Source organism: Pseudomonas salomonii, assembly GCF_900107155.1.
Lineage (GTDB): Bacteria > Pseudomonadota > Gammaproteobacteria > Pseudomonadales > Pseudomonadaceae > Aquipseudomonas > Aquipseudomonas salomonii.
In genome coordinates this window covers 56981-72138 of sequence record NZ_FNOX01000002.1, presented here as the reverse complement: position 1 = coordinate 72138, position 15158 = coordinate 56981, and the positions used below count along the sequence as shown (strand labels likewise).

General features: G+C 58.4%; 19 protein-coding genes and 1 pseudogene. 10 read left to right on the top strand and 10 right to left on the bottom strand.

Features of this window, described 5'->3' with window-relative positions; all coding sequences use genetic code 11:
• Nucleotides 1-136: 136 nt before the first annotated feature.
• The gene (locus tag BLV67_RS04430; protein ID WP_065929983.1) at nucleotides 137-499 is read left to right on the top strand and encodes a histone-like nucleoid-structuring protein, MvaT/MvaU family; all 363 of its coding nucleotides are present in this window, start codon (nucleotides 137-139) and stop codon (nucleotides 497-499) included.
• Between the two features lie 105 nt (nucleotides 500-604).
• On the opposite strand, the gene BLV67_RS04425 is transcribed toward BLV67_RS04430, so the two are convergent.
• Nucleotides 605-1141, bottom strand: a complete 537-nt coding sequence (locus BLV67_RS04425; protein WP_069787528.1) for a DUF4946 domain-containing protein — start codon at nucleotides 1139-1141, stop codon at nucleotides 605-607.
• A gap of 194 nt (nucleotides 1142-1335) precedes the next feature.
• Between BLV67_RS04425 and gloA the strand changes: the two genes are divergently transcribed.
• A complete protein-coding gene (gloA, locus tag BLV67_RS04420) occupies nucleotides 1336-1857 on the top strand; it encodes a lactoylglutathione lyase (RefSeq protein WP_065929982.1) in 522 nt (173 codons plus the stop codon).
• A gap of 106 nt (nucleotides 1858-1963) precedes the next feature.
• Here gloA and ahpF read toward each other — a convergent pair whose 3' ends face one another.
• From ahpF to BLV67_RS04405, 3 genes are all read right to left on the bottom strand, one after another.
• Complete coding sequence (gene ahpF, locus BLV67_RS04415) at nucleotides 1964-3529, bottom strand: alkyl hydroperoxide reductase subunit F (RefSeq protein WP_069787481.1); 1566 nt, start codon at nucleotides 3527-3529, stop codon at nucleotides 1964-1966.
• A gap of 127 nt (nucleotides 3530-3656) precedes the next feature.
• Nucleotides 3657-4220 carry an alkyl hydroperoxide reductase subunit C gene (gene ahpC / locus BLV67_RS04410; RefSeq protein ID WP_003173835.1) on the bottom strand — a complete coding sequence of 188 codons (564 nt, stop codon included), beginning with the start codon at nucleotides 4218-4220 and terminating at the stop codon, nucleotides 3657-3659.
• 133 nt (nucleotides 4221-4353) lie between these two features.
• Complete coding sequence (locus BLV67_RS04405) at nucleotides 4354-5286, bottom strand: site-specific integrase (protein WP_069787480.1); 933 nt, start codon at nucleotides 5284-5286, stop codon at nucleotides 4354-4356.
• A gap of 170 nt (nucleotides 5287-5456) precedes the next feature.
• Here BLV67_RS04405 and BLV67_RS04400 point away from each other — a divergent pair, with 170 nt between their 5' ends.
• The gene (locus BLV67_RS04400; protein ID WP_065929980.1) at nucleotides 5457-6464 is read left to right on the top strand and encodes a DNA-binding protein; all 1008 of its coding nucleotides are present in this window, start codon (nucleotides 5457-5459) and stop codon (nucleotides 6462-6464) included.
• Here the strand turns inward: BLV67_RS04400 and gorA are convergent, their stop codons facing one another.
• A complete protein-coding gene (gene gorA / locus BLV67_RS04395) occupies nucleotides 6465-7823 on the bottom strand; it encodes a glutathione-disulfide reductase (RefSeq protein ID WP_069787479.1) in 1359 nt (452 codons plus the stop codon).
• Nucleotides 7824-7919: 96 nt separating this feature from the next.
• Nucleotides 7920-8759, bottom strand: a complete 840-nt coding sequence (galU, locus tag BLV67_RS04390) for a UTP--glucose-1-phosphate uridylyltransferase GalU (protein ID WP_003212579.1) — start codon at nucleotides 8757-8759, stop codon at nucleotides 7920-7922.
• A 308-nt stretch (nucleotides 8760-9067) separates the two neighbouring features.
• On the opposite strand from galU, the gene BLV67_RS04385 reads away from it, so the two are divergent.
• Nucleotides 9068-9256, top strand: coding sequence for a hypothetical protein (locus tag BLV67_RS04385; RefSeq protein ID WP_017135493.1), 189 nt, complete (start codon nucleotides 9068-9070; stop codon nucleotides 9254-9256).
• Between the two features lie 144 nt (nucleotides 9257-9400).
• Nucleotides 9401-9685: a hypothetical protein gene (locus BLV67_RS04380; RefSeq protein WP_017135492.1), complete on the top strand. Its 285-nt coding sequence runs from the start codon at nucleotides 9401-9403 to the stop codon at nucleotides 9683-9685.
• Between the two features lie 9 nt (nucleotides 9686-9694).
• On the opposite strand, the gene BLV67_RS04375 is transcribed toward BLV67_RS04380, so the two are convergent.
• The 3 genes and pseudogenes from BLV67_RS04375 to BLV67_RS04365 all read right to left on the bottom strand — a co-directional run bounded on the left by BLV67_RS04375 (nucleotide 9695) and on the right by BLV67_RS04365 (nucleotide 10875).
• A complete protein-coding gene (locus tag BLV67_RS04375) occupies nucleotides 9695-9925 on the bottom strand; it encodes a hypothetical protein (RefSeq protein WP_065929978.1) in 231 nt (76 codons plus the stop codon).
• Between the two features lie 89 nt (nucleotides 9926-10014).
• Nucleotides 10015-10233: pseudogene (locus BLV67_RS33095) on the bottom strand (c-type cytochrome); the annotation flags it as partial.
• Between the two features lie 291 nt (nucleotides 10234-10524).
• The gene (locus BLV67_RS04365) at nucleotides 10525-10875 is read right to left on the bottom strand and encodes a hypothetical protein (RefSeq protein WP_065929976.1); all 351 of its coding nucleotides are present in this window, start codon (nucleotides 10873-10875) and stop codon (nucleotides 10525-10527) included.
• A 213-nt stretch (nucleotides 10876-11088) separates the two neighbouring features.
• Here BLV67_RS04365 and BLV67_RS04360 point away from each other — a divergent pair, with 213 nt between their 5' ends.
• The 4 genes from BLV67_RS04360 to ada all read left to right on the top strand — a co-directional run bounded on the left by BLV67_RS04360 (nucleotide 11089) and on the right by ada (nucleotide 13373).
• Nucleotides 11089-11391, top strand: coding sequence for a DUF1883 domain-containing protein (locus BLV67_RS04360; RefSeq protein WP_003173824.1), 303 nt, complete (start codon nucleotides 11089-11091; stop codon nucleotides 11389-11391).
• Nucleotides 11392-11417: 26 nt separating this feature from the next.
• Entirely contained in the window at nucleotides 11418-11576 is a 159-nt protein-coding gene (locus tag BLV67_RS32885) for a hypothetical protein (protein WP_017135489.1), read from the top strand.
• A gap of 3 nt (nucleotides 11577-11579) precedes the next feature.
• Nucleotides 11580-12245 carry a DNA oxidative demethylase AlkB gene (gene alkB / locus BLV67_RS04355; protein WP_065929975.1) on the top strand — a complete coding sequence of 222 codons (666 nt, stop codon included), beginning with the start codon at nucleotides 11580-11582 and terminating at the stop codon, nucleotides 12243-12245.
• A 75-nt stretch (nucleotides 12246-12320) separates the two neighbouring features.
• Nucleotides 12321-13373, top strand: a complete 1053-nt coding sequence (gene ada, locus BLV67_RS04350; protein WP_069787477.1) for a bifunctional DNA-binding transcriptional regulator/O6-methylguanine-DNA methyltransferase Ada — start codon at nucleotides 12321-12323, stop codon at nucleotides 13371-13373.
• Nucleotides 13374-13427: 54 nt separating this feature from the next.
• Here the strand turns inward: ada and BLV67_RS04345 are convergent, their stop codons facing one another.
• Nucleotides 13428-14021 carry a CGNR zinc finger domain-containing protein gene (locus tag BLV67_RS04345; RefSeq protein ID WP_069787476.1) on the bottom strand — a complete coding sequence of 198 codons (594 nt, stop codon included), beginning with the start codon at nucleotides 14019-14021 and terminating at the stop codon, nucleotides 13428-13430.
• A 175-nt stretch (nucleotides 14022-14196) separates the two neighbouring features.
• Here BLV67_RS04345 and BLV67_RS04340 point away from each other — a divergent pair, with 175 nt between their 5' ends.
• On the top strand, nucleotides 14197-15075 hold the full coding sequence (locus BLV67_RS04340; protein ID WP_069787475.1) for an alpha/beta fold hydrolase: 879 nt from the start codon (nucleotides 14197-14199) through the stop codon (nucleotides 15073-15075).
• Nucleotides 15076-15158 lie beyond the last annotated feature (83 nt).

Below are 15158 nucleotides of genomic sequence, written 5' to 3'. Positions count from 1 at the left end.
GCATTAACTACTACAATTTTTCCTGCCTGTGCTGAACTCGCAGAAAGGCCTCTTTCTTTGAGTTACCTTAAAGCTCTCGGCTTACACGCTTTATCTGCAGTTGATATCAGCCAACTACACTATTGGAGTACAGATTTTGTCCAGACTTGCCGAATTTCGCGCAGCAGAAAAAGCCCTTCAAGAGCAGCTGGCTCAGCTGGAATCCTTGAAGAACGACGCCGGCCTGAAAAAAGAAATCGAATTCGAAGAAAAGCTGCAAGGCTTGATGAAGCACTACGGCAAAGGCCTGCGCGACATCATCTCGATCCTTGATCCCAACCCTGGCAAAGCCAGCGCTGCCGCCGCCGCACCAAAACAGCGCCGCGCACGTGTAGTCAAGGTTTACCACAACCCGCACACCGGCGAACTGATCGAAACCAAAGGCGGCAACCACCGCGGCCTGAAAGCCTGGAAAGAACAGTATGGCGCTGCCACTGTAGATTCCTGGTTGCGCGGCTGATCGAAAGACGCGTACAAAAAACCCCGCGGATGCGGGGTTTTTTTTGCTTCGAAAACGAACTTGATTAACCGATCACTTTGTTCAGAAACGAGCGAGATAACCCGTTCAAAGTTTAAGGCTATCTCGCACCGAATTGACTTCGTCCTTACTGGCTTCATAGGCTTCGGCCTGGCCGGCAAAGGAAAAGACATAGGCTTTATCGGTATCAACTGCGCCGACCAATGTTTGTGACAATATGTGCCGGCCGTTCTCGGTAATCACGCAAGTAGTTTCCAGCGCGTCAAGACGGCTCAATGTGCTGGTGTGCATCTTTGTGCACACGCTTTGATAACCGCTGCCGGCAAAATCCTTCTGGATGGATTTGCGCATTTCCAGCAGTACACCTTCAAGATTAACTTTGTGACCTGCCTCAATCGGTGTGCCGGTCAACTCCATGACCATCAAGGTGTTACCGTTTTCATCATTCTTGATGGCGCGCTGACGGGACACCGCCTGAGGTTTTACCGGCGCGTCGTCGTCGGGCACGACTTCCTCGACTTGCCAGCCACTGGGCCAATGAATTTCCGGATCGGCCGCCAACACAAAGGGGCTGCTCAACAACATACAGACAGCGCTCAACAGCGGTTTACGAAATTCAATCATCAAGACAAACACCCAAGGTTCAAGCGTCGAAGTTTGAGCCTGGCACCCTTGACTCGCAAGGCCTGAGTGACCTTTTTCATTTGGCTCGCCCGGCCACGCTTGCGTATCATGACGGTGCGGCACGGATGCCGGCCGCAAGCCAAGGGACCACTCAAGTCACGAGTCGCGTTTGCCCCATTTTTTCTGGAGGGCCCATGAGCCTGCACGATCTGAACACTTTCCCGGGCGTCACTGCCCAACCTGACGCCGCCACTTCGAACTTCGTGTTCAACCACACCATGCTGCGGGTCAAGGACATCACCAAGTCGCTGGACTTCTACACCCGCGTCCTGGGCTTTTCCCTGGTTGAAAAACGCGACTTCCCTGAAGCCGAATTCAGCCTGTATTTCCTCGCCCTGGTGGACAAGGCCCAGATCCCGGCCGACGCCGCTGCGCGCACGCAGTGGATGAAGTCGATCCCAGGCATCCTGGAACTGACCCACAACCACGGCACCGAACACGACGCCGACTTCGCTTACCACAACGGCAATACCGACCCGCGTGGCTTTGGCCATATCTGCATCTCGGTGCCAGATATCGTCGCGGCCTGCGAGCGTTTTGAAGCGCTGGGCTGCGATTTCCAGAAGCGCCTGAGTGATGGCCGCATGAAAAGCCTGGCGTTCATCAAAGACCCGGATGCTTACTGGGTTGAGATTATTCAGCCAGCACCGCTGTAAGCGTTCTGCGTGACGCGAAGCGTCACCGGATGCATTCCCACGTAGAACGTGGGAACGAGAAAACCCCATGATCACTCATGGGGTTTTTTATTTTCGGTACCTGATTTTATGCCGGTGCTGACGTGCGGATCAGGTGATCAAAAGCACTCAGCGAAGCCTTCGCGCCCTCGCCCACCGCAATCACAATCTGCTTGTACGGCACGGTCGTCACGTCACCGGCAGCAAACACGCCCGGCAGTGAAGTTTCGCCACGCGCATCGACGATGATCTCGCCGCGCGGGGTCAATTCCACCGTGCCTTTGAGCCAGTCGGTGTTGGGCAGCAAGCCGATCTGGACAAAAATGCCTTCCAGTTCGATGGTCTTGAACTCGCCGCTGTCGCGATCCTTGTACGCCAGGCCGGTGACTTTCTGGCCATCGCCTTTGACTTCACTGGTGAGCGCACTGGTGATCACGTCCACGTTCGGCAAGCTGTGGAGCTTGCGCTGCAACACCGCATCGGCGCGCAATTTGCTGTCGAACTCGAGCAAGGTCACGTGGCTGACGATACCGGCCAGGTCAATGGCCGCTTCAACGCCGGAGTTACCACCGCCGATCACTGCCACACGCTTGCCCTTGAACAACGGGCCGTCGCAATGCGGGCAGAAGCACACGCCGCGGGCCTTGTATTCCTGCTCGCCCGGCACACCCATTTCGCGCCAGCGGGCGCCGGTGGCCAGAATCACGGTTTTGGACTTGAGGGTCGCACCGCTTTCAAAGCGAATTTCGTGCAAGTCACCGGCGTTTTTGGCCGGCACCAGGCTGCTGGCACGTTGCAGGTTCATGATGTCCACGTCGTACTGACGCACATGGGCTTCCAACGCGCTGGCCAGTTTCGGCCCTTCGGTCTCCTGCACGGAGATGAAGTTTTCGATGGACATGGTGTCCAGCACCTGGCCGCCGAAGCGCTCAGCTGCCACGCCGGTGCGGATGCCTTTACGTGCAGCGTAGATCGCAGCAGCAGAACCGGCCGGGCCACCACCTACAACCAGTACATCAAAGGCGTCTTTGGCGCTGATTTTCTCGGCAGCCTTTTCGATACCGCTGGTGTCGAGCTTGACGAGGATTTCTTCCAGGCCCATACGGCCCTGGCCGAAGTTCACGCCATTGAGGTACACGCTGGGCACTGCCATGACCTGGCGCTCATCGACTTCAGCCTGGAACAGCGCGCCGTCGATGGCGACGTGGCGGATGTTCGGGTTAAGCACGGCCATCAGGTTCAGCGCCTGAACCACGTCAGGGCAGTTCTGGCACGACAGCGAGAAGTAGGTCTCGAAGCTGAACTCGCCTTTCAAGGCACGAATCTGTTCAATCACTTCGACACTGGCCTTCGACGGGTGGCCACCGACTTGCAACAGGGCCAGCACCAGCGAAGTGAATTCATGGCCCATGGGGATGCCGGCAAAACGCAGGCTGATATCGGCACCCGGGCGGTTGATGGAGAACGACGGCTTGCGCGCATCATTGCCATCGGTTTTGAGGGTAATCAGCGTGGTGAGGCTGGTTACGTCCTGCAAAAGGGCCAGCATTTCCTGGGATTTCGCACCGTCGTCGAGGGAGGCGATGATCTCGATCGGCTGGGTGACCCGTTCCAGGTATGACTTCAACTGAGCTTTAAGATTGGCATCCAACATACGGGCGATTTCCTGTTAATTCGGTTTATTGCAGACAAAAAAACGCCCGAGCGAATCTCGCCCGGGCGTTTTGAGGGCGGTGCAGCTTACTTAAGGTGCGGCAATCCGCCCTTGATGTTTCACAGACTTAGATCTTGCCGACCAGGTCCAGGGACGGAGCCAGAGTAGCCTCGCCTTCTTTCCACTTGGCTGGGCAAACTTCGCCTGGGTGAGCAGCGACGTATTGAGCGGCTTTGATTTTGCGCAGCAGCTCGGAAGCGTCACGGCCAACACCGCCGTCGTTCAGTTCAACGATTTTGATCTGACCTTCCGGGTTGATCACGAAAGTACCGCGGTCTGCCAGGCCGGCTTCTTCGATCAGTACGTCGAAGTTGCGCGAGATGGTCAGGGTTGGGTCGCCGATCATGGTGTACTGGATTTTGCCGATGGCTGGCGAAGTGTTGTGCCAGGCAGCGTGGGCAAAGTGGGTGTCGGTGGAAACGCTGTAGATCTCGACGCCCAGTTTCTGGAATTCGGCGTAGTTGTCAGCCAGGTCTTCCAGTTCGGTTGGGCAAACGAAGGTGAAGTCGGCTGGGTAGAAGAAAACTACCGACCATTTGCCTTTCAGGTCAGCGTCAGTCACATCTACGAAGTTGCCGTTTTTGTAGGCGGTCGCTTTGAACGGTTTTACTTGGCTGTTGATGATAGGCATCGGTGACTCTCCGTCAGTGGTTGAAAAGTTGATGAGATGAATCCTACTCACTCTTTCCATCGATGGCTCATTGGCAAACCTGATGCTGACGATTGGTTTTCTCTATCAGGTCTGCGTATTAATAGAAGAAATCTCAAAGCAGCGGTTGGGTCGCCAAGGTCATGCCCAAAAAGGGTGTCGCTTCAACATAGCGCATGGCGGATTTCATGTCGCTCCAGCCGACGTAACTCATCAGCGACTTCAAATCCCAGCCGCTGCGGTGGGCCCAGGTGGCAAAGCCGCGGCGCAGTGAGTGGCTGGTGTATTGATCGGCAGGGATGCCCGCGCGCTCCAGGGCCTGGCGCAGCAACGGGATCACGCTGTTGGGGTGAAGCCCGTCCCCGCCCAGGTTGCCCCAGCGGTCTACCCCACGGAACACCGGGCCGCGCACCAGGGCCGAAACGCTCAGCCATTCGCTGTAGGCCTGCACGGGGCACAGGCGCAGCAGTGCCGGGGCCTGGTAGGTCTTGCCGAGGTTGTCGCGGTCACTTTTGCTGCGCGGCAGGTACAGGCTGATGCCGGCGCCGGGCACCGCTTGCACGTGTTCGATGTTCAGGCGGCACAACTCGTCGCTGCGAAAGCCGCGCCAGAAGCCCAGCAGGATCAGCGCAGTGTCGCGCTTGGCGCGCAGCAATCGCGGCTGATCCTGCGCCTCACGCGCTTGCCTGGCTTCAACTTCAAGGGAGGCCACCACCTGCTCAAGGTGCTTGAGCTGCAAAGGCTCGGCCTGCTTCTCCTGCGCCGGGTGCACCGCCCGGATGCCCTTGAGCACCTTGCGCACCACCGGCGCCTTGGTCGGGTCCGGGAAACCCTGGCTGGTGTGCCACTGCGCCAGCGCCGAAAGCCGCAACTTCAAGGTGTTGACCGCCAGCACCCCGGCATGGGCCACCAGGTAGCGCGCCACGCTGTCGCTGGTGGCCGGCAGGAACCCGCCCCAGCTCACTTCAAAATGCTCGATCGCCGCGCGATAGCTGCGCCGCGTGTTATCGCGGGTGGCGGCATTGAGGTAACGGTCCAGGTCGCTCATGAAAGGCCTATTCGTACTGCTGGCGGGTGTCTTGAGGGTTAAAACGCGTATGACACGGGATAATACGCCAATATCCCATCTGTTAATTCATGAATTTTAACGGTATTTTATTTGTGATACAGTATGTATCTACATACCACGTACCACAGTACTAAATCGACGGGGACCCCATGGCGCGCGGCGGCATAAACAAAGCAGTGGTTCAAACGGCACGCCTGGCGATCCTGGCCCGTGGCGAAAACCCCAGCATCGATGCGGTACGCATCGAGATGGGCAATACCGGCTCAAAAACTACAATTCATCGCTATTTGAAGGAGCTCGATGACAGCGAAACCCGGCTGACGATCACCCAGGCGCCCATCGACGACGAGCTGGGCGAGTTGGTAGCGCGGCTGGCCCAGCGCCTTAAAGACAAGGCCCAGGAGCCGATTGACTTGGCGCTGGCGCAATTCGAACAGCAAAAAGCCGCCCTGCTCGCTCAGGTGCAAGCGCTTGAAGAAGCCCACGGCCAGCTCAAGCAGCAATTTGATATCCAGGCCGCCGCACTCGCCGAAGAAAGCGCCGCCTTGCAGACCGCCAGCACCAGCCTGCAAACCGAACAAACCCGCAATGCGGGGCTCAGCCAGGCGTGCAGCGATTACGAGTTGCGCATCAATGACAAGGACGAGCAGATTCGCTCACTGGAAGACAAGCACCTGCACGCCCGCGACGCGCTTGAGCACTACCGCAATGCGGTCAAGGAGCAACGCGAGCAGGAACAACGGCGCCATGAAGGCCAGTTGCAGCAGGTGCAGGCCGAGCTGCGCCAGGCGCAACAAAGCGCCATGGTGCGTCAGGACGAGATCACCCAGCTGCATCGCGATAATGAGCGACTGTTGATCGAGCACCGCGTGACCAGCAAGGAATTGACCGCCTTGCAGGAGCAATCACGCAAGGACCAGGCGCAACAGCAAACACTCAGCGAACAGCTTGGCCGGATAGACAGCGAACGCACCCTGCTTCAGGAGCGTTTGCGGGTTGCGGTAGAGGACAGTCAAGCGCGCCAGGCGGCGCTGAGCGAGCAACAGCAGCTCAGCAAAACCCTGGAGCTGGACCTGATCAAGGCGCAGGCCAGTATCGAGGCATTGCGCCTGGCGGCCGTCGTTGCAACGCCGCCAGAGGCAACCGCCGAGGCCTGATCAGCTCGCCACAGGCGTGCGCATGGTGACGAACTCTTCCGCCGCTGTGGGGTGCACGCCGATGGTTTCATCGAAATGCTGCTTGGTCGCGCCCGCCTTGAGCGCGATCGCCAGGCCCTGGACGATCTCACCCGCATCCGGCCCGACCATGTGGCAACCCAGGACCTTGTCGGTGTCGGCGTCGACCACCAGCTTCATCAAGGTTTTTTCCTGGCAATCGGTCAACGTCAGCTTCATCGGCCGGAAGCGGCTTTCGAAGATCTGCACGTTATGGCCGTTTTGCTTCGCATCTTCTTCGCTCAGGCCCACGGTGCCGATATTCGGCAGGCTGAACACCGCGGTCGGGATCATCGCGTAATCCACCGGACGGTATTGCTCAGGCTTGAACAGCCGACGCGCAACCGCCATGCCTTCGGCCAGCGCGACGGGCGTCAATTGCACCCGCCCGATCACATCGCCAATCGCCAGGATCGAGGCTTCGGCGGTCTGGTACAGGTCGTCGACTTCGACAAAGCCACGCTTATCCAATTTGACCCCGGTGTTTTCCAGCCCCAGGTTGTCGAGCATCGGGCGGCGGCCGGTGGCGTAGAACACGCAATCGGCTTCGAGCACGCGGCCGTCTTTGAGGGTGGCCTTGAGGCTGCCGTCGGCCTGCTTGTCGATGCGCTCGATATCGGCATTGAATTGCAGGTCGAGGCCGCGCTTGGTCAGCTCTTCCTTCAGGTGCGTGCGCACCGCGCCGTCAAACCCGCGCAGGAACAGGTCGCCGCGATACAGCAAGGTTGTCTGCGCGCCCAGGCCATGGAAGATGCCCGCAAACTCGACGGCGATGTAGCCACCGCCAACGACCAGCACGCGCTTGGGCAGCTCTTTGAGGAAGAACGCCTCGTTGGACCCGATGGCATGCTCACGCCCCGGAATTTCCGGGATCTGCGGCCAGCCGCCTGTCGCGATCAGGATGTGTTTGGCCGTAAAGCGCTCGCCATTGATCTCTACCTGGTGCGGATCAATCAAACGCGCGTGCCCTTCGTGCAGGGTCACGCCGCTGTTAACCAGCAGGTTGCGGTAGATGCCATTGAGGCGGTTGATTTCGCGGTCTTTGTTGGCGATCAGGGTCGCCCAGTCAAAGTTCGCTTCACCCAGTGACCAGCCGAAACCGCTGGCCTGCTCAAAGTCTTCGGCGAAATGCGCGCCGTACACCAGCAGTTTTTTCGGCACGCAGCCAACGTTCACGCAGGTACCGCCCAGGTAACGGCTTTCAGCTACCGCCACTTTGGCGCCAAAGCCTGCGGCAAAGCGCGCCGCGCGAACACCGCCGGAACCGGCGCCAATTACATACAGATCAAAATCGTAGGCCATTTCACTCTCCTCGGCAGCTCATCAGCATACCGACTTACATGGGGCTGAAAAACGAAAAAGCCACCCGAAGGTGGCTTTTGGGCGAGCTACTGTGAATCAGTAAGCCTTACCGGTCTTGTAGAAGTGCTCGTAGCAGAAGTTGGTGGCCTCAATGTAGCCTTCAGCGCCACCGCAGTCGAAGCGACGGCCTTTGAATTTGTAGGCAATCACGCAGCCATCTTTGGCTTGCTTCAACAGGGCGTCGGTGATTTGAATTTCGCCGCCTTTGCCTGGCTCGGTTTCTTCGATCAGCTTGAAGATGTCCGGCGTCAGGATGTAACGACCGATGATCGCCAGGTTCGAAGGTGCATCTTCCGGCGCCGGCTTTTCAACCATGTCGCGCACACGGATCAGGCCATCACCGATGTCGTCGCCGGCGATCACGCCGTACTTGTTGGTTTCCTGAGGGTCGACCTCTTGAACCGCAACGATGGTGCAACGGTATTTCTGGTACAGCTTGACCATTTGGGTCAGTACGCCGTCGCCTTCCAGGTTGACGCACAGGTCGTCCGCCAGGACCACGGCGAACGGTTCGTCACCGATCAGCGGGCGGCCGGTGAGGATGGCGTGGCCAAGGCCTTTCATCTGGGTTTGACGGGTGTAGGAGAACGAGCACTCGTCGAGCAGTTTACGGATGCCGACCAGGTACTTTTCCTTGTCGGTGCCCTTGATCTGGTTTTCCAGCTCGTAGCTGATGTCGAAGTGGTCTTCCAGCGCGCGCTTACCACGGCCGGTAACGATGGAGATTTCGTTCAGGCCGGCATCCAGTGCCTCTTCGACGCCGTACTGAATCAGTGGCTTGTTCACCACCGGCAGCATCTCTTTGGGCATGGCTTTGGTCGCTGGCAAGAAGCGAGTGCCGTAACCGGCTGCTGGGAACAAGCATTTCTTGATCATATAAGTCCTTACAAAGGGCTGTGCGTACGGAATTCGGCGCAGTCTAATCAGGCCGCAGTCACCTTACAATGGGTCCTGCTGGCGTTGCGATGTCAACATAGAGAAAAAATGTGCGCGTAAGTTCCGCTGATCCTACGAAGAGCATTTATTCGGGAGGCGATATAACCCGTCATCGCCCCTTCGCTTACGAGCGCCTCAATGGTTTTAGCACGCTTTTCGCTGCACGGCACTGGCCTGCAACAACTTGCGCGCCTCGGGGCCAATTGGCGCTATCATTGTTCGCCTGAACCACACCACGAGATTGATAGATGTCAGAACCCAAAGGCGTAAACGGCTACCTGATCACCAAGCGAGCGGACGGCTGGCACCTGATCAACTTCCACGGCGACAGCGTCGCCGGGGTATTCGCGAGCGAAAGCATGGCCGTTGCGGTGGCTGAAGTGTTTGTGGACGAAGCCGGCCACGCATCGAGCAAGCGCCCAAAAGATAAAAAGTAAGCGTCATTGCTTGCGCACAAAGCCCCGGTCGACGGGGCTTTTTTGTGTTTGTCTGTACCTTGATGGCCGTTCGCTATAATCTTGCTGAAAACGCCCCACGACAGTGTCTGCGCCCCACCTACACCCTCAACGACGACCCAACTCATGAACAAGATTCTGGCACTGACTGCGGCCCTGGCGCTGATGACCGGCTGCACCACCACGTCCGACACCTACCTGAAAAACGGCGAGCAAGGCCTGACCATCGACTGCTCGGGCGAGGCCAATTCGTGGGCCAGTTGCTACGAAAAAGCTGACGCTTCGTGTGCAGGCACCGGCTACCGCATCGTCGGCACCGAAGGCACGCCGGCACTCAAGGAAAGCGACAAGACCCTGGGTAAGGACGTGGGCAACTTCAAAAGCCGCAGCGTCGTGGTGGTGTGCAAGTAACCCTGCGCGCTACAGATGAACTTCGGCGAACTTGATCCCCAGGCCACGCAAGGTCTCGATCAGGTCGTCCAGGCGCGGGAATGACTCAACCTCGTCCTGATCGTCAACCAGGAAGTAACTGCGACCGCCGCTCTTCTTGAAAAATACGATCCACTCGCCCAGGTCGGCGGGGTTCTGGATGACATGGGTGGCCGTTATCTGGCCTTCGGCATGTCGGGCTTTAACGTGTTCTCGTTTCATGACGTGCTTTCCAGGAAGGACAAATGCCGCGCAAACCCAGGGTTTGAGCGGCATCTTTGCATTGAATGGCGCATTGAGTGGCCGACAGTTTAACGGATGCCCTGCCCGATCAGCACGCCCTCTACCGTCTGACCGTAAAGATTGACGCCGTCATTGGCGTGAAACTTGACCCGGATGAACGACGCAGCCGTGTTGATTCGGTGCATGCCGGCGTCCCAGTTGTGGGAATCCTTGCCCCACAGCGGCCGCATCACATAGCTGTCACCGACCTTCTGCCCCTGCCCTTCGCCGCCGCGGCAAGCTACGCAGGGCATGGCGCCGGGCTGTGAGTCGCCTTCGGCAAAGACCTTTTTTCCCGCCAGCGCGTGAGCATTGCCCACTAGCAACAGCAACGCACTGCCTATCGACAGTCGTTCCAGAAACATCATCACGGCTCCTCCCTTATAGTTATAGGCTTAGACTACAAACGCATAGGCCTACAAACAGTAGGGCAATGATCCTCAGGCGAGAACACTCCGATAGACGCAAAAAAAAGCCTGACGCTGCAACGGCAGGGTCAGGCTTTTCTATCGGGTTCAGTACGCGGATAAACCAGAGGCTCAGCCGGAGATGCAATCCTCCCCGGCTTTCTTGATGTCGCCTGGGCGAATCGGCACATTTGACATGCTTTCATAGAGCTTGATACTGCTGCCGCTGGAGCGCTCTTCGATCTCGAAGATTGCCGAAGGGTCGGCCGAGAATTTCTGCGGCACAATAACCTGTACACCGTCCTTATGCGGCTCAATCTGCGGCGGCCGGCGCGTCGCTTCCAGTTTTCGGACCACACACGCGGCATATTCAGGCGGTTTTTTGCCTGAAATAACCACTAAGGTTGGCGGGGTCTGCTTGATATCTGCAACCGAAGCACATCCACCTAACGCCAAGGCCAGAACCAACACACTCCACTTCATACTTAAACCTCCGATAAAGACCCTACGACAGCGTAGAGAGGAAATTTCTCCCGCATATGTAGGATTTATCTCTGAAAACTCGGGAAATAACTGTTTTAAATTGTCGAAGTCGTCGACGACGACCCGATAATAATCGCGTCAGGGCTGATAAACTCTATCTTAACCTACGTATCATTCTGATTTTTCAGAAAAAGCCCTTCTGGAGACACCCCCATGAAATTCATCCACCAGCGCGAGCACCTCAACGAGGGCGACATCGTTGTCATCGAATGCTCGCAGACCTGCAACATTCGCCTGATGAGCGATGCCAATTTCCGCAGTTTCAAGAACGGCGGCCGCCACACCTACCATGGCGGCGCGTTTGACAAATTCCCGGCGAAAATCACCGCCCCCAGCACCGGGTTCTGGAACATTACCCTGGATGTGGTCACGCGCCGCGCCATCAGCGTTACCCGCAAACCTGCGTTGTCCCACAAGATTCGCATTGTTCGCCGCACCAGCACCAAACTAAGCTGAGCCGAACCCTCGACAGGAAAACCGCTGTGACTAAATACGTTATGAAGTACAAGCTCAATGGCGAACGTCGCTTTGAATTCGCCCTGCTGCAATCGGGAAGCGTTGAAGAAGCCAAGGAAGCCCTGGCAAAAATCCACGATGCCACCGATGAAATCACCGACATCACCGTGAGCAAGGCGCTGTAAACCATGCCAGGCCCGACGGCTGATCTGTTCGCTGAGGATGCCTTGCAGCAACCGGCGGGGCGCGAGCAGATTGGCGAAGAGTCCTACGTGCTAAAGGGCTTCGCCCTGCCCTGGATCGACCGCCTGCTGCCCGAGTTGCGACGGGTGTTGGCCCAATCGCCGTTCCGGCAAATGGTCACACCCGGCGGTTTCACCATGTCGGCTGCACTGAGCAGTTGCGGCGCATTGGGTTGGACCACCGACAGCGCAGGCTACCGCTACAGCCCCATTGACCCACGCAATCAGCAGCCCTGGCCGGCTATGCCCGAGACGTTGCGTGAATTGGCCACGCTTGCCGCAGCCGAAGCTGGCTTCAGCGCATTTGCCCCGGACGCCTGCCTGATCAACCGCTATGTGCCCGGCGCCAAGATGTCCCTGCATCAGGATAAAAACGAACGCGCCTATAGCGCGCCTGTGGTTTCAGTCTCCTTGGGCCTGCCGGCGATCTTTCTGTTTGGCGGCCATGAGCGCAGCAGCAAAACTCAAAAAATCTCACTGTTCCACGGCGACGTAGTGGTCTGGGGCGGTGTCGATCGCTTGCGTTTTCATGGGGTGATGCCAATCAAGGAAGGCGTGCATGCGGTCATGGGCCCGCAGCGCATCAACCTGACCTTTCGCACCGCCGGCTAATTTGACCGCAAGCTTCAGAGTGTCGGCCATCAGCAACGCGGTTAATCTGGCCGTGATCCGTCAAGAGTGCAGGCCATGACCACCGAACAAGACCCACGCTGGGCCGCTATCGTCGCCCGCGATGCCAAGGCCGACGCCGTGTTTGTCTACGGCGTTAAAACCACCGGCGTGTATGGCCGTCCCAGCAGCGCCTCGCGGTTGCCACGCCGGGAAAACATCGAGTTCTTCGACACCCCGGCACAAGCTGAAGCGGCCGGTTATCGCCCGAGCAAACGCGCGGCCGGCGACCAGACGCAATTGGCGGCCCATCACGCCCAGCTGGTGGCCGAGGCATGCAGGCAGATCGAGCAGGCCGAAACCGCGCCCAGCCTGGAAGCCCTCGCCCATGGCGCCGGGCTAAGCGTGTTCCATTTTCACCGCGTATTCAAAGCGGTGACCGGGCTGACACCCAAGGCCTACGCCAACGCCTTGCGTTCGCGCAAAGTCCGCCACAGCCTCAAGGGCGAGCATTCGGTGACGGATGCGTTGTATGACGCGGGTTTTAATTCCAACAGCCGCTTTTATGAATCCGCCAATCAAGTGCTTGGCATGAAGCCCAGCGACTACAAAGCCGGCGGCACCAACAGCACGATTTTGTTTGCCGTGGGCCAATGTTCGCTGGGGGCGATTCTGGTGGCGCAAAGCCAACGCGGCGTGTGTGCGATTTTATTGGGCGATGACCCGGACGCCCTGCTGCGCGACCTGCAAGACCAGTTCCCCAAAGCCGAACTGGTCGGTGCAGATCATGAATTCGAACAGTTGATCGCCCAGGTCGTGGGTTTTATCGAAGCCCCTGCCCTGGGTTTGAATTTGCCCCTGGATTTGCGCGGCACTGCCTTTCAGGAAAGGGTGTGGCAAGCACTGCGCGACATCCCGGTGGGCAGCACCGCCAGCTACGCGCAGATAGCTGCGCAGATCGGCGCGCCCAAGTCATTTCGCGCGGTGGCCCAGGCCTGTGGCGCCAACAGCCTGGCGGTGGCGATTCCCTGCCACCGCGTGGTGCGCAGTGATGGAGAGCTGTCGGGCTACCGCTGGGGCGTAGCGCGCAAACGGCAACTGTTGGAGCGCGAACAGTCGGTGAAACCCTAGGGAATACCGGTATAGACACCGGCTGTTATTTGATCGCTTGCAGCGCCCGCGCCGTTAAAGCCCCAGTTTTCGTTTACGGAATTCGGCCACCTTATGCCGATTGCCACACAAGGCCATGCTGCACCAGCGGCGCTTGTGAGCCTTGGTCCGGTCATAAAACCACAGGATGCATTCCGGATGCTCGCAGCGGCGAATCAGGTTGAAGTCGCCTGCCACCAATAAATTAGCCGCGGCCTCGGCAAGCGGCGACAACAATTGCTCGGCGGTCTGCACTTTGCGTTGGCGCTCCAATTGCGGCGCGCCGGATGCCGGCCAAAGCAGCTGCGGGTGGCTCACCGCCTTGCGCAAAAAGCCATTGAGGGCCGCCGGGTTGCCCGCCTGGCCCTGCTTGCGTGCGGCGACCAATTCACGAATCACCTCACGCAGCTCCCGCGCGGCGCGCAGCAACGCACCGTCATCAAATACCGGAATGCCGCCCGCCTCGGCCCACTGCAAACGCACCAGCCAACGCTGCACGTCCGCGTCCGCCTGCCAGAAATCCCACGGCACGCCGTCGATAGTCGCCAGGGTATTAAGCATGTCCAGCACGGGCTCATCGGCCAGGACATAAGGTTCGAGCGGTGCAACTGAGGGCGCAGAGATGGCCATGGTGAATCCTCTTGATCACGGCGCAATCGTAACCGTTATTTTCATTTTTGTGTAGTTACATCCGGCAAGTTTATAACCGGTATAAAACGTTTGACAGGTTACAATTTTGAGCGCAGATTTTTAGACGAAGTAACCACTAAAACAAACCAATCAAGTTACAAAAGGCGTACTGATCATGTCTATCCAAGCCCCTGTCGTTCGCTACCACCACGTCGACGCCGACGGCGTGCGCATGTTCTACCGTGAAGCCGGCGACCCGGCGGCCCCGGTGATGTTGCTGCTGCACGGCTTTCCGAGTTCTTCGCATATGTACCGCGACCTGATCCCGCTGCTGGCCACGCGGTTTCGGGTGATCGCGCCGGACTTGCCAGGTTTCGGCTTTACCGAAGTGCCTGCAGAACGCGACTACCACTACAGCTTCGACAACCTGGCAACCACCGTGGGGCATTTTGTCGATGCACTGAAACTCACGCGCTACGCCCTGTACGTCTTCGATTACGGCGCACCGGTTGGCCTGAGGCTGGCGGTGGCGCACCCACAGCGGGTCAGCGCGCTGGTCTCGCAAAATGGCAACGCTTACCTGGAAGGCCTCGGCGATGCCTGGGCACCGATTCGTGCCTATTGGGCCGAGCCCAGCCAGGCCAACCGCGAGGTGATCCGCAACGCGGTGATCAGCCTGGAAGGCACGCGCTACCAATACCTGCACGGCGTGAGTACACCTGAGTTGATTGCGCCGGAGTCCTACATGCTTGATGTGCTGTTGATGCAGCGCCCCGGCAACGACGAGATCCAGTTGGACCTGTTTCTCGACTACCGCAACAACCTCACCCTGTACCCGCAATTCCAGGCATTTTTCAAAGCCACGCAGGTGCCAACGCTAGTGATCTGGGGCGAGCACGACCCGTTCTTCATTCCACCCGGCGCCCACGCCTACAAGGGCGACAATGCCAATGCCGTGATCGAGTTGCTGGACACCGGCCACTTCGCGCTGGAAACCCACGTCGCGCATATCGCCGAACGCATTCATACAGTATTGGGGCATGCCATCGACTGACGCCAAGGCACGAAACCGCTACCTCGTCCAGTGAATAAAACAGACTGGCCGGGTACCAATGGCCCTGCTAAAACAGCGCAAAG

Coding starts and splice junctions, on each gene's coding strand:
- gloA (WP_065929982.1), top strand. CDS start 1,336: ATGAGCCTGCACGATCTGAACACTTTCCCGGGCGTCACTGCCCAACCT.
- BLV67_RS04385 (WP_017135493.1), top strand. CDS start 9,068: ATGTCAGAACCCAAAGGCGTAAACGGCTACCTGATCACCAAGCGAGCG.
- alkB (WP_065929975.1), top strand. CDS start 11,580: ATGCCAGGCCCGACGGCTGATCTGTTCGCTGAGGATGCCTTGCAGCAA.
- BLV67_RS04345 (WP_069787476.1), bottom strand. CDS start 14,021: ATGGCCATCTCTGCGCCCTCAGTTGCACCGCTCGAACCTTATGTCCTG.
- galU (WP_003212579.1), bottom strand. CDS start 8,759: ATGATCAAGAAATGCTTGTTCCCAGCAGCCGGTTACGGCACTCGCTTC.
- ahpC (WP_003173835.1), bottom strand. CDS start 4,220: ATGCCTATCATCAACAGCCAAGTAAAACCGTTCAAAGCGACCGCCTAC.
- BLV67_RS04380 (WP_017135492.1), top strand. CDS start 9,401: ATGAACAAGATTCTGGCACTGACTGCGGCCCTGGCGCTGATGACCGGC.
- gorA (WP_069787479.1), bottom strand. CDS start 7,823: ATGGCCTACGATTTTGATCTGTATGTAATTGGCGCCGGTTCCGGCGGT.
- ahpF (WP_069787481.1), bottom strand. CDS start 3,529: ATGTTGGATGCCAATCTTAAAGCTCAGTTGAAGTCATACCTGGAACGG.
- BLV67_RS04365 (WP_065929976.1), bottom strand. CDS start 10,875: ATGAAGTGGAGTGTGTTGGTTCTGGCCTTGGCGTTAGGTGGATGTGCT.
- BLV67_RS04425 (WP_069787528.1), bottom strand. CDS start 1,141: ATGATTGAATTTCGTAAACCGCTGTTGAGCGCTGTCTGTATGTTGTTG.
- BLV67_RS04375 (WP_065929978.1), bottom strand. CDS start 9,925: ATGAAACGAGAACACGTTAAAGCCCGACATGCCGAAGGCCAGATAACG.
- BLV67_RS04340 (WP_069787475.1), top strand. CDS start 14,197: ATGTCTATCCAAGCCCCTGTCGTTCGCTACCACCACGTCGACGCCGAC.
- BLV67_RS04360 (WP_003173824.1), top strand. CDS start 11,089: ATGAAATTCATCCACCAGCGCGAGCACCTCAACGAGGGCGACATCGTT.
- BLV67_RS04400 (WP_065929980.1), top strand. CDS start 5,457: ATGGCGCGCGGCGGCATAAACAAAGCAGTGGTTCAAACGGCACGCCTG.
- BLV67_RS04405 (WP_069787480.1), bottom strand. CDS start 5,286: ATGAGCGACCTGGACCGTTACCTCAATGCCGCCACCCGCGATAACACG.
- ada (WP_069787477.1), top strand. CDS start 12,321: ATGACCACCGAACAAGACCCACGCTGGGCCGCTATCGTCGCCCGCGAT.